This window comes from Flavobacterium calami (genome assembly GCF_038290035.1).
Classification (GTDB): Bacteria; Bacteroidota; Bacteroidia; order Flavobacteriales; family Flavobacteriaceae; genus Flavobacterium; species Flavobacterium calami.
In genome coordinates this window covers 35,964-47,357 of sequence record NZ_JBBYHS010000008.1, presented here as the reverse complement: position 1 = coordinate 47,357, position 11,394 = coordinate 35,964, and the positions used below count along the sequence as shown (strand labels likewise).

12 protein-coding genes and 1 tRNA gene are annotated in these 11,394 nt (G+C 30.6%); 8 read left to right on the top strand and 5 right to left on the bottom strand.

The annotated features are described in order from the left end of the window. The first annotated feature begins 16 nt into the window (after window positions 1-16). The gene (locus AAEO57_RS08540) at window positions 17-286 is read left to right on the top strand and encodes a DUF1294 domain-containing protein (protein ID WP_341691591.1); all 270 of its coding nucleotides are present in this window, start codon (window positions 17-19) and stop codon (window positions 284-286) included. A 149-nt stretch (window positions 287-435) separates the two neighbouring features. Here the strand turns inward: AAEO57_RS08540 and AAEO57_RS08535 are convergent, their stop codons facing one another. Both AAEO57_RS08535 and AAEO57_RS08530 read right to left on the bottom strand, forming a co-directional pair. After that, window positions 436-867 (bottom strand): RpiB/LacA/LacB family sugar-phosphate isomerase, encoded by a 432-nt coding sequence (locus AAEO57_RS08535; protein WP_341691588.1) that lies wholly within the window; start codon window positions 865-867, stop codon window positions 436-438. A gap of 802 nt (window positions 868-1,669) precedes the next feature. After that, entirely contained in the window at window positions 1,670-1,903 is a 234-nt protein-coding gene (locus tag AAEO57_RS08530; RefSeq protein WP_341691586.1) for a putative signal transducing protein, read from the bottom strand. 174 nt (window positions 1,904-2,077) lie between these two features. Between AAEO57_RS08530 and rnr the strand changes: the two genes are divergently transcribed. The 3 genes from rnr to AAEO57_RS08515 are packed head-to-tail and all read left to right on the top strand — an operon-like array spanning window position 2,078 to window position 5,638. Beyond that, complete coding sequence (gene rnr, locus AAEO57_RS08525; RefSeq protein ID WP_341691584.1) at window positions 2,078-4,258, top strand: ribonuclease R; 2,181 nt, start codon at window positions 2,078-2,080, stop codon at window positions 4,256-4,258. Between the two features lie 22 nt (window positions 4,259-4,280). Beyond that, window positions 4,281-4,949, top strand: coding sequence for a head GIN domain-containing protein (locus tag AAEO57_RS08520; RefSeq protein WP_341691582.1), 669 nt, complete (start codon window positions 4,281-4,283; stop codon window positions 4,947-4,949). 11 nt (window positions 4,950-4,960) lie between these two features. Continuing rightward, a complete protein-coding gene (locus AAEO57_RS08515) occupies window positions 4,961-5,638 on the top strand; it encodes a LysE family translocator (protein ID WP_341691580.1) in 678 nt (225 codons plus the stop codon). A 212-nt stretch (window positions 5,639-5,850) separates the two neighbouring features. Here AAEO57_RS08515 and AAEO57_RS08510 read toward each other — a convergent pair. Together AAEO57_RS08510 and folB are read right to left on the bottom strand one after the other, a co-directional pair. Next, window positions 5,851-5,921, bottom strand: a tRNA-Cys gene (locus AAEO57_RS08510). Window positions 5,922-6,015: 94 nt separating this feature from the next. Next, entirely contained in the window at window positions 6,016-6,375 is a 360-nt protein-coding gene (gene folB, locus AAEO57_RS08505; protein ID WP_341691578.1) for a dihydroneopterin aldolase, read from the bottom strand. A gap of 106 nt (window positions 6,376-6,481) precedes the next feature. On the opposite strand from folB, the gene AAEO57_RS08500 reads away from it, so the two are divergent. From AAEO57_RS08500 to AAEO57_RS08485, 4 genes are all read left to right on the top strand, one after another. Beyond that, window positions 6,482-8,599 carry a glutamine--tRNA ligase/YqeY domain fusion protein gene (locus tag AAEO57_RS08500; protein ID WP_341691576.1) on the top strand — a complete coding sequence of 706 codons (2,118 nt, stop codon included), beginning with the start codon at window positions 6,482-6,484 and terminating at the stop codon, window positions 8,597-8,599. Between the two features lie 612 nt (window positions 8,600-9,211). Next, on the top strand, window positions 9,212-9,538 hold the full coding sequence (locus AAEO57_RS08495) for a YtxH domain-containing protein (RefSeq protein ID WP_341691574.1): 327 nt from the start codon (window positions 9,212-9,214) through the stop codon (window positions 9,536-9,538). A gap of 70 nt (window positions 9,539-9,608) precedes the next feature. Next, window positions 9,609-9,959 carry a competence protein gene (locus AAEO57_RS08490; protein ID WP_341691572.1) on the top strand — a complete coding sequence of 117 codons (351 nt, stop codon included), beginning with the start codon at window positions 9,609-9,611 and terminating at the stop codon, window positions 9,957-9,959. 2 nt (window positions 9,960-9,961) lie between these two features. Further along, on the top strand, window positions 9,962-10,213 hold the full coding sequence (locus tag AAEO57_RS08485; protein ID WP_341691570.1) for a DUF6327 family protein: 252 nt from the start codon (window positions 9,962-9,964) through the stop codon (window positions 10,211-10,213). A gap of 23 nt (window positions 10,214-10,236) precedes the next feature. Here AAEO57_RS08485 and AAEO57_RS08480 read toward each other — a convergent pair whose 3' ends face one another. Beyond that, window positions 10,237-11,220, bottom strand: coding sequence for an SPFH domain-containing protein (locus tag AAEO57_RS08480; RefSeq protein WP_341691568.1), 984 nt, complete (start codon window positions 11,218-11,220; stop codon window positions 10,237-10,239). Window positions 11,221-11,394 lie beyond the last annotated feature (174 nt).

The following is an 11,394-nucleotide window of genomic DNA, read 5'->3' as shown; positions in this document are numbered from 1 at the left end:
TTTTAATTTTAAGCCAATGGAAGTTTTATTACTCTATTTTTTATTTATAAATGTTCTCGCTTTTGTCTTCGCCGGATATGACAAGTTTCAGGCTCGAAAAAATAATAGACGGATTCCTGAAAACACATTGTTTCTCATGGCTTTAACCGGAGGCTCTCCAGGGTTATTAACAGCGATGTTATTATTCAGACATAAAACGAGTAAAACTTCTTTTATTGTGAAGTTTTTGCTGATTTTAGCAATTCAGGCAGCACTTATAACTGCCTTTATGAATTACAAAAAGTAGATATTAACATTGTTGATAACTCAACAAAATGCTTTTAAAAACATTTTTAATATATTGAATTATAGGTAATTAAATAAAAACCGGACAAATTAAAAAATCTGCCCGGTGTGTTTATATATGGTGCGAAGCACCGAATTTTTTTGACTTTTTTATGAACAAGCAATTTTATTCACTCTGTTTTGATGTCTTCCACCCTCAAATTCAGTAGATAAAAAAGTTTCAACCATTTCAACCGCTTGTGCAATTGATGTAAAACGTGCCGGAATACTTATAATGTTAGCATCGTTATGTAAACGAACCAAAACTGCAATTTCTTTAGTCCAGCATAATCCGGCTCTTACTTTCGGATGTTTATTAACAGTCATTGCTATTCCGTTACCGCTTCCGCAGATTACGATTCCAAAATCAGCTTTTCCTTCAGATACATCAGTCGCAACAGGATGTCCAAAGTCAGGATAATCTACAGAAACTTCATTATCAGTACCATAGTTAGTTACTTCATACCCTTTTGCTTCAAGCATTGCAACAATTGCTTTTTTATACTCCGGTCCTGCGTGATCGTTTCCTATCGAAATTTTCATTTTAAATACTATTAAGTTGTGTTGTGCAAATTTAATTAAAGAATACGGAAGTAAATCTTTTTAGAAAGGAAAATCTATATTTTCGTCACAAATTCACGAATATTAAAAAATTTTAAAAATCTATAACTTCTATTAACATACTATTTAAAAAAATTTCGAATTCGTATATAATTCACAACTATATATAAATCAAACTCTTATATGGTTATTAACAATTTTAATAACTTCATAAGTATCTCATAATCAATAAAGAATAAACATAATATTTGTTAAAATTTTAAGGTGTTAATAGTCGTTCGTAATTCGTTGATATTCAATTAACTTTAAGTTAACAGGAAATGTTAATAAGTTCGAAAAGAAAATTAGAAGTTTTTTTTGGTTGTTTCAAAAAAATACTTAATCCAAAACTGGAATTAAATATGCAAGAAAAGTTTCATGAATTTTTGGAAAAGTTATCAATATCAAAAATACCATTTTCAACAGAAATCAACATATCAACTTATCTACAAAATGAATTCATTTTTGGTTGTCAACCGTTGTTAATTAAAATACAAAAAGTCTTATAAATTAATCATTTAACCAAAAATAACTATGTTGATAACTCCCAATAACTAAGAGAAACTTCATTTCAATACTTTTAAAAATGAATTTATTCGACATATTAACACACTATAATAACCATCAAATTTTTTTAAATTTTTAAAAATCTTTTTTGTTGTATTTAATATATGTTGAAAACTAAAAAAGTTGAAAAGGAAAAAAATATTTTGTTGAATTGAATTTGACTCTGTTTTGAATTGTTTCAGACGATTTTGAGAGGATTGTTAAGATTATCCAGAATTTCCTGAACTTGCTCGAAATCGTTTGGATGCACTTTAAGTTTGATTCCGCCTAGCGCTGTCGTATATAACGGAACGACTGATAGCGTCATTTCGTTTTCAAAAAAATAAGGAATTCCTTCCTGTTCCAGCAAATGTTTCAGGACAACAGTTTCGTATTCAAAATTGAATATGGCGATCGTTTTAAAGCTTTCCATAAAAGTTTTTTTAGTAGAGATACGAAAGAGAATTATTTAAAATTTGTCATGCGTTTAGAGTTAAATATACGAATTACAAATGACCTTTTAAAGTTATAATTTTAATAATTCTAATTCCTAAAATCTGTTATCTGATATCTTATTTGTAATTTTAAACCTTATAAGAAAAGATATATGAGTAAGAAAATTAGAAAGCCGATAAAAAAAGAGAAGGATTTCTCTGGAAAAATACTTAAGATTTTATCGCAAAGTGCTAATAAAACATTTAATTACAAACAGATAGCAGCAAAGCTTGAACTTGACGATACAAAAAGCAGAAACCAGATTATAAAAGATTTAAAACTTCTTGCTGCTTCCAAAAAAATTATAGAAACAGAACCCGGAAAGTATTTAGTAAAAGCAATCAGTCAGGATTATTACGAAGGAACAATAGATATGACGAGTAGAAAAACCGCATATTTTATTTGTGATGAGTTTGAAGAAGATGTTTTTATTCCGACCAATAATCTGAATCGTGCTTTGGACAAAGACAAAGTAAAGGTTTATGTGTATAACAGAAGAAAAGGAAAAAGACCTGAGGGTGAAGTAATTGAAGTTCTCGAAAGAGATAAAACAGAGTTTGTAGGTGTTATTGATATGCAGCCCAATTTTGCTTTTGTATCGACAGCAAATCCTAAAATGTATACGGATATTTTTATTCCAAAAGATAAAATTGGTGAAGCAGAAAACGGAGATGTAGTTTTAGTAAAGATTGAAGACTGGCCAAAAAGAGCTGATAGTCCGTTTGGATCTGTAATCAGAGTTTTAGGAAAACCTGGAGAACATAATACTGAGATTCACGCTATTTTGGCTGAATATGGTTTACCATCAGATTTTCCGGTAGAAGTAGAGGTGTATGCGCAAAAAATAGATACTTCGATTCAGGAATATGAGATTGCAAAACGTCGTGATATGCGTGATACGCTTACGTTTACGATTGACCCGAAAGATGCCAAAGATTTTGATGATGCCTTGTCTTTCAAAAAGTTAGAAAACGGAAACTTCGAAATCGGAATTCATATTGCTGATGTTTCTCATTATTTGGAAGAAGGAACAATTCTGGATGATGAAGCCTATCAACGAGCAACTTCGGTTTATTTGGTCGATAGAGTAGTGCCCATGCTTCCGGAAGTTTTATCTAATTTTGCCTGTTCGCTTCGCCCAAATGAGGAGAAATATACGTTCTCTGCAGTATTCGAAGTTTCACCAACTTCACAAGTTATCAACCAATGGTTTGGAAGAACAGTAATTTATTCCGATCAGCGATTTGCTTATGAAGAAGCACAATATATCATTGAAACAAAAGACAATACGATTCCGATTGATATTTCAATTACCGGAGAATCTTATGTGGTTTCAGATGAAATTGTGGAAGCCACTTTAAAATTAGATGAATTAGCGAAGATTTTAAGAAAGAAAAGAATGCAGAATGGTGCTATTTCTTTTGATAAAGTAGAAGTAAAATTCAACTTAGATGCTGAAGGAGAACCAGAAGGAGTATATTTCAAAGTTTCAAAAGATGCCAATCATTTGATTGAAGAATTCATGCTTTTGGCCAACAGAAAAGTGGCAGAATACATTGGTAAACAGAAGAAAACCTTTGTTTACCGTATTCACGACGAGCCAAATGAAGACAAATTAATTGCAATGGCAACAGTAATTGCTAAATTTGGATATAAAATTGATTTCAGAAACAAAGGCGATATTTCAAAATCATTGAATGCTTTGATGGAAGAAGTTAATGGTAAAAAAGAGCAAAATTTAATTGATACTCTTGCTATTAGAAGTATGAGTAAAGCCAAATATTCGACAGATAATATTGGGCATTATGGTTTAGCTTTTGATTATTACAGCCATTTTACATCGCCAATTCGTCGTTATCCGGATGTTATGGTACACAGATTACTTCAGTATTATCTGGATGGAGGCGCTTCTGTAGATGAAGAAACGTACGAAACCAAATGTCTGCATTGTTCTAATATGGAAAGTTTGGCAACAAATGCGGAACGTGATAGTATCAAATACATGCAGGTTAAATACATGCAGGATCATCAGGACGAAGAATTTTTGGGAGTTATTTCAGGAGTTACAGAATGGGGAATTTATGTAGAAATCGTTTCTAATAAATGCGAAGGAATGGTAAGAATCAGAGAAATCAAAGATGATTATTATACTTTTGATGAAAAGCAATATGCCCTGGTTGGCGCTACATCAAACAGTATTTTACAATTAGGAGACGAAATTTATGTTAAAGTAAAAAATGCTGATTTAGTAAAGAAACAACTTGATTTCCATTTTTTAAGAAGAGCAGAATAAACATTAATTTAAAAATAAAAGTATGAGAAAGCTAATTATAGGAGCAGCAATTTTATTTATACAAATATCTTTTGGTCAGGTTACCAAAACGTTAGGAGATTTTGATACCGTTAAAGTTTTTGATAAATTACACGTAAAATTATCAGAATCGAATGAAAATAAAATCGTTATAAAAGGAGCAAGGGAAGCAGAAGTTGAAGTTGTTAATAAAAATGGTATTTTAAAATTGAGAATGCCATTTCCAAAACTTCTTTCGGGAAATGATCTTGATATTACTTTGTATTACAAACATATAGAACTGATTGATGTTAATGAAGGTGCAAAAGTAGTTAGCACAGAAGCTATTAAAGCTACTTCATTTAAGGTAAGTGCCCAGGAAGGGGGAATAATAGAAGCAGATTTAAATGTAGATAAACTAAAGGTAAGTTCTGTTTCAGGTGGTTCAATTACTTTGACAGGAAAAGCAGAAAATCAGGATGCAAGTTTAGGAGCAGGTGGTTATTTGTTAGCAAGTAAATTAAATACTTCTCAGACTACTGTAAGCGTTTCTGCGGGCGGAAAAGCAGATGTGAATGCTTCTACCCTTGTCGATGCAAAAGTGAGCGCAGGAGGCTCTATTTATATTTATGGTAAACCAAAACAAATCAACCAAAAAACAGTTTTTGGAGGTAAAATTGAAGAAGTAAAATAACAAATATATTGATGATAAATGATATTCTGGCTGGGCTGCCATGGGGTCTTTTTTTAAGCTTTATGGTTGGTCCGGTATTTTTTGTACTATTAGAAACCAGTATTACAAAGGGATTTAGAGCTGCAATAGTCTTTGATTTCGGGGTAGTATTAGGTGATGTTTTTTTTATAGCAATTGCTTATTTAGGAAGTTACAGACTGATTTCGAGTTTAAAAGATGATCCCGCTCTTTTTATTTTTGGTGGAATAATCATGTTTGCCTACGGTATCATTTCTTTTATAAAACTAAAGAAAGAAGAAAAAATAAATGATGAAGAAATTGACCGGGATATCATTAAAAGAAATTACACCAGCTTGTTTGTAAAAGGCTTTTTCCTCAATGCGATTAACATTGGAGTCCTTGGTTTCTGGCTTGCGGTTATTATTTCTGTCGGACCAAAATTACAGATGCAGACATCCAGAATGATGACTTTTTTTACTTCAGTAATTGTTACTTATTTATTGGTTGATTGTCTTAAAATAGTATTAGCCAAACAATTAAAATCTAAAATGACACCTACAAATATTCTAAAAATTAAAAAAGGAATCAGTATTGTTTTGATGGTTTTTGGAATTGCTCTAATGATTCAGGGCTGGTTTCCAAAAGAAAAAGAAATGGTTAAAAATGCTTTTGAAAGAATAGAAAAATAGTTTGTTAATAATTCAAAAATATAAAATTAAGCCTCTGAATTTTAGAGGCTTTTTTGTGTTTATAAGTGTTGATTTAGAACTTTGTCAAAGTTTTAAACTTTGACAAAGTTGATTGTTAGAAAAGTTTTTTAAGTTTAGTTTGTCATTTCAATGACAAGAATGTGAAAAAATTAGGCACAAAAAAAAGAGACACATTTCTGTATCTCTTTTTGAGGCATCGTCCGGATTCGAACCGGAGTAGGAGCTTTTGCAGAGCCCAGCCTAGCCGCTCGGCCACGACGCCATTGCTTGAACGGATGGCAAAAGTAACTAAAATCTTTAAAATTCAAAAGTTTCGAATAAACTATTTTAAAAAAATGCAGTTTTAGCTGAAATAATTATTTTCTTATTTCTGTCATTTTTATAGTAACTGACTCAACATCACCACCAATAGGAGGATTTATTTTAGAAACCCAAACTGTTGTTTTTTCTACAGTTGCTATCTCTGCCAGTACGCGAATATTGATTCTTTTGGCTACATGTTCTAATAAATGCGAACGAATTGCCATTTCTTCAGTCACAATTTTGTTTAAATGAACGTAATCAACAGTGTCTAAAAGATGATCTGTTTGGGCTGATTGCTGTAAATTGGTTTTAATTTTAAGATCAACAGTGTAATCAGATCCAATTTTTCCTTCTTCTATCATACATCCGTGATAAGAAAAAGTACGGATATTTTTTAGTTTTATAATTCCCATTTTTATATTGTTTCACGTTTAAAGTTTCAGGTTATGTGCCACTTAAATAACTTTAAACCTGAAACCTGAAACCTTTTTTTTATATTTGCTAAAATTACTATAAATAATGGCATCAGAAGATAAATCACTCAATTTTATTGAACAAATCATAGAAGAAGATCTGAAATCTGGTCTTTCAAATTCTAAATTGCGCTTTCGTTTTCCACCAGAACCAAATGGTTATTTGCACATTGGACATGCAAGTTCCATTGCATTAAATTTTGGTTTAGGAATTGATTATCAGTCACCTGTAAATTTACGCTTTGATGACACAAATCCGGAAAAAGAAGAACAGGAATTTGTTGATGCTATTAAAAAAGATGTAGAATGGTTAGGATATACCTGGGCAGAAGAATGTTATGCTTCAGATTATTTCCAACAATTGTATGACTGGGCAGTTTTATTAATTAAAAAAGATAAAGCGTATGTTGACAGCCAGACTTCTGAAGAAATGGCAATTCAAAAAGGAACTCCAACTACTACTGGAACCGATAGCCCGTACAGAAATCGTTCTGTTGAAGAAAACTTAGATTTATTCGAAAGAATGAAAAATGGTGAATTTGAGGCTGGTACGCATATTCTTCGTGCTAAAATTGACATGAAATCAACAAACATGTTAATGCGTGATCCTATCATTTACAGGATTTTACACAAACATCATCATAGAACAGGAGATACCTGGAAAATCTATCCGATGTATGATTGGGCACATGGACAAAGTGATTATTTAGAAGCCATTTCACATTCATTTTGCACACTGGAATTTTTACCTCACCGTGAATTATACGATTGGTTTTTAGATCAGATTATAGATGAAAACAGAATACGTCCAAAACAAAGAGAATTTGCCAGACGTAACTTATCACATACCGTTGTTAGTAAAAGAAAATTACAGCAACTAGTTAAAGAAAAGCATGTTAACGGTTGGGATGATCCAAGAATGTCAACCATTTCTGGATTAAGAAGACGCGGTTATACTGCTGCTTCATTGCGTAATTTTGCTAATACAATTGGTATTGCAAAACGTGATAATTTAATTAATGTATCAGTTTTAGAGTTTTGTATTCGTGAAGATTTAAACAAAATTGCACCTCGTGTAATGGCTGTTTTAGATCCTGTAAAACTGGTAATTATCAATTATCCGGAAGGAAAAGAAGAGTGGCTGGAAGCTGAAAACAATCAGGAAGATGAAAATGCAGGTTTCAGAAAAGTGCCTTTTTCTCGTGAGTTATATATCGAAAGAGAAGACTTTTTAGAAGAAGCTCCAGCTAAATTTTTCCGATTGACTTTAGGAAAAGAAGTTCGTCTTAAAAATGCATATATCATTAAAGGTGAATCTGTTATAAAAGATGCAAACGGAAACATTACAGAAATTCATGTGACTTATGATATCGATTCTTTAAGTGGAAGCGGAACTGAAGCAAGCCAAAGAAAAGTGTCTGGAACATTACATTGGGTTTCAATTCAGCATGCTCTTGAAGCAGAAGTTCGTTTGTATGATCGTTTGTTTACAGATGAAGCACCGGACAGTTATAAAGACAAAAATTTCTTAGATTTTGTAAATCCAAATTCGTTAGAAATTGTAAAAGGATATGTTGAACCAAGTTTAGCAACAGCTCAAAATGAAGACAAATTTCAATTTCAACGTTTAGGATATTTTACTGTTGATAAAGACTCAACTCCTTCAAAATTAGTATTTAACAAAACTGTTGGATTGAAAGATGCCTGGGAAGAAAAGGGTAAAAAAGAAGAAAACAGTATTAATAATTCTTTAAAAGAAATCAACAAATATTTCAAAGTTGAAACAAAACCTGAACGAATTGCAATTGAAAGTGCGATAGGGGAGAACATCAAAAATATTTCAAGTTTCTCATTGATACAGAATTCTTTAAAGAAGAATATCAACAATAATAAGGCTTCACTTTTGTTTTCTCAGTTTATTTTGAAATATTCAAACTGGAAATCTGCTGATTTTGAAGAAGAAGATATTAAGAAATTGTATTCAATGTCTTTAAAAAGTGAATCAACTTATGTGCGATCAAAAGCACTTTTGAATTTAAGAGATATTGAAAGCGAAAGTTTGAGAAATCAGTTTTCTGATGAAATTTTCAAATTATATTCAAATCCATCAAAAAATGCTTCTGAAAGAGAAATTGAAATTCTTGCTGAAGTAGCTAAGAAGTAATATCAATTTAATTTATTAAAAGCGCTTTTATAAGCGCTTTTTTTTATTATATAAATTTACTATTTAAATTTTAAAAATAATAATTTTTATAGATTATAATTCACTTACATAAATTGATTTTAAAATAAAATAAAAATTTATTGGATACAGAAATTCATCTTTTTTATTTAAGTTTATTAAAAGTCTTTATTTTACTTATTTTATTTTTTCTTCCTAAAATGTTTTAAAAAAACTAAAATTAAAGTTTTTTCTTATTTTTTATTATTATAATTTTTTCTTATTGATTATTTTAAAGTTTAATTTTTTTATTATTATTTATAAAATTTATTTTAAATTATATTATTATAGTTTTTATATATTAAATTTAACCTTCATATATTGTTTTTAAGATGTTTTTATAAATGAATTGACTTGGTGTTCATTTTTAAAATTATTGTTTATTTATGAGCTTTATTTTAATTTTTAACTTCTATTAGACCAGTTTTAAGGCTAATTAATATATAATGGTTCATAAAACTGCTATTTTTATTTAAAGAAGGTCAAAAACGAAATTTTAAGTAATTTAAAAATTAAAAATTGGTATCTTTATATATCAACTTAAAATTTTATATTATGTCAAGTAATTCAAAAGCAATTGCAGCTATTTTAGCAGGTGCTGCTGTTGGTGCAGCAATCGGAATTTTATTGGCTCCGGATAAAGGTTCTAAAACAAGAGCGAAACTCAAAGAAGGTTTTGATGATGTAAAAAATAATTTGAAAGATTCTTTTGAAGCCAGTTCTGAAGTTCTTCGTGAGAGATTTAAAGGTGCTACTCAAGACATTGATGGAACATTTGATGATTTACTTTCTAATGTAAGTTATAAAACAGAAGAGGTAATTACTTTCCTGGAATCAAAATTAGCTGATCTAAAAGCACAGAACGCTAAACTCCAAAAATAATAAATATATGAAACACAAAATATTCCTTTTGTTTAGGAAGTTTTGTGTTTCTTTTTAATACTCCTAATATATGGCTTTTGAAGATTTAAAAGAAAATACAGAAGACGTTCAGGATAAGGTTAAAATTTATCTTGAAAGTCATTTGGCTTATTATAAACTTTGGGGTTTCAAGGTTGCAATGAAATCGACAACTTTGATTTTTAAGTTTACTTTGATTTTGTTGTGTTTCAGTATGGTTATGATTTTTGGTTCTTTTGCTGCAGCTTATGCTTTTGGCTCTTTGTTTGAAAGTAATGCTCTCGGATTTTTAACAGTTGGAGGAATCTATTTAGTTATAACTATTTTGCTTTTCTTTATCAAAGATAAAATGGTTGAAGGGCCAATCTTGGAAAAATTTTCAGAAATCTTTTTTAACGATTAATTATGGAAAGAAAAAAATACTCTTCGTATGCTGAGATTGAGAGACATCTGGAAATTCTGAAACTCGAGAAAGAAATTAATTATCAAAAATTGGTTTTGAGTTTTCAGAAGACTAAGGAAAGTATCACACCGCAAAATATTGTAAATGGTTTTGTTTCATCTTATACAGATTATTTTAAAAATTCGTATCCAAAAATTTTGCCATCAGTTTTGACTTCCATTATAAGTTGGTTTATTAACAAAAAAAGAGGCTAAATTGCCTCTTTTTTATTTCATAATTATTGTTGAACATCTGGTTGAACATCGTCTTCGTAACCAGATTGGGGTTGAATTGGCTTTGGTTTTTCTACTTTTTTATTGTGTTTCTTCATCATTTCACCAACCTGATTTGATGCTGAAAATGACGCGACCATATTATTTAGCATATCACTCCCGGCTTGTGGAGAATTTGGTAATAAAATCAAATTAGAATTAGCATCAGCTCCAATTGCCTGTAAAGTATCATAATGTTGCGTTACAACAATTAGGGCAGAAGCTTCCTGAGAATTAATTCCCACATTATTCAGAACTTCAACACTTTCTACAAGACCTCTTGCAATTTCACGACGCTGATCTGCAATACCCTGACCTTGTAAACGTTTACTTTCTGCTTCAGCTTTTGCTTTTGCAACGATTCTGATTCTCGAACTTTCAGCTTCAAATTCAGCTGCGGTTTTTTCTCTGTCGGCAGCGTTGATTCTGTTCATTGCATTTTTCACCTGGATATCCGGATCAATATCAGTCACCAAAGTATTGATGATATCATAACCGTAAGTTGTCATTGCTTCGTTCAGTTCTCTTTTTACTGCAATGGCAATATCATCTTTCCTTTCAAAAACATCGTCCAGTTTTAGTTTAGGAACTTCGGCACGAACCACATCAAATACATAAGCCGTAATCTGATCGTGTGGATATTCCAGTTTATAAAAAGCATCGTATACTTTTTCCTGAATCACCTTAAACTGAACCGAAACTTTCATTTTGATAAAAACATTGTCTCTGGTTTTGGTTTCAATAATAACATCTAATTGCTGAATTTTAAGATTTACGCGTCCTGCAATTCTGTCAACAACCGGAATCTTAAGTTGTAAACCAGAATTTCTAACACTCTGAAATTTTCCAAATCTCTCGATAATTACAGAGGATTGTTGTTTTACTGTAAAGAATGAAGACATGAAAATGAAGAATGCTAATACTAAAAAGATAATAAATGCTGTACTCATGGTTATGTGATTTATATTTATGATTCTGGTAAATTACGAAAATTCTTCTAAATTAAAATTTTAAAATATTAAAAAAACGCTAAGTACATTTATTAGATGTTACTTAGCGTTTGCTTTTTTTTGAACCATTAAGGTGTTAAGAAAATTAAGGTCAAGCTTTGTCAAGAGAATAAA

Bases quoted from the DNA above. Each gene is read 5' to 3' on its own strand.
- AAEO57_RS08485 (WP_341691570.1), top strand. From the start codon at position 9,962: ATGGAAAGAAAAAAATACTCTTCGTATGCTGAGATTGAGAGACATCTG.
- AAEO57_RS08520 (WP_341691582.1), top strand. From the start codon at position 4,281: ATGAGAAAGCTAATTATAGGAGCAGCAATTTTATTTATACAAATATCT.
- AAEO57_RS08500 (WP_341691576.1), top strand. From the start codon at position 6,482: ATGGCATCAGAAGATAAATCACTCAATTTTATTGAACAAATCATAGAA.
- AAEO57_RS08480 (WP_341691568.1), bottom strand. From the start codon at position 11,220: ATGAGTACAGCATTTATTATCTTTTTAGTATTAGCATTCTTCATTTTC.
- AAEO57_RS08540 (WP_341691591.1), top strand. From the start codon at position 17: ATGGAAGTTTTATTACTCTATTTTTTATTTATAAATGTTCTCGCTTTT.
- AAEO57_RS08490 (WP_341691572.1), top strand. From the start codon at position 9,609: ATGGCTTTTGAAGATTTAAAAGAAAATACAGAAGACGTTCAGGATAAG.
- AAEO57_RS08535 (WP_341691588.1), bottom strand. From the start codon at position 867: ATGAAAATTTCGATAGGAAACGATCACGCAGGACCGGAGTATAAAAAA.
- AAEO57_RS08515 (WP_341691580.1), top strand. From the start codon at position 4,961: ATGATAAATGATATTCTGGCTGGGCTGCCATGGGGTCTTTTTTTAAGC.
- AAEO57_RS08530 (WP_341691586.1), bottom strand. From the start codon at position 1,903: ATGGAAAGCTTTAAAACGATCGCCATATTCAATTTTGAATACGAAACT.
- rnr (WP_341691584.1), top strand. From the start codon at position 2,078: ATGAGTAAGAAAATTAGAAAGCCGATAAAAAAAGAGAAGGATTTCTCT.
- folB (WP_341691578.1), bottom strand. From the start codon at position 6,375: ATGGGAATTATAAAACTAAAAAATATCCGTACTTTTTCTTATCACGGA.
- AAEO57_RS08495 (WP_341691574.1), top strand. From the start codon at position 9,212: ATGTCAAGTAATTCAAAAGCAATTGCAGCTATTTTAGCAGGTGCTGCT.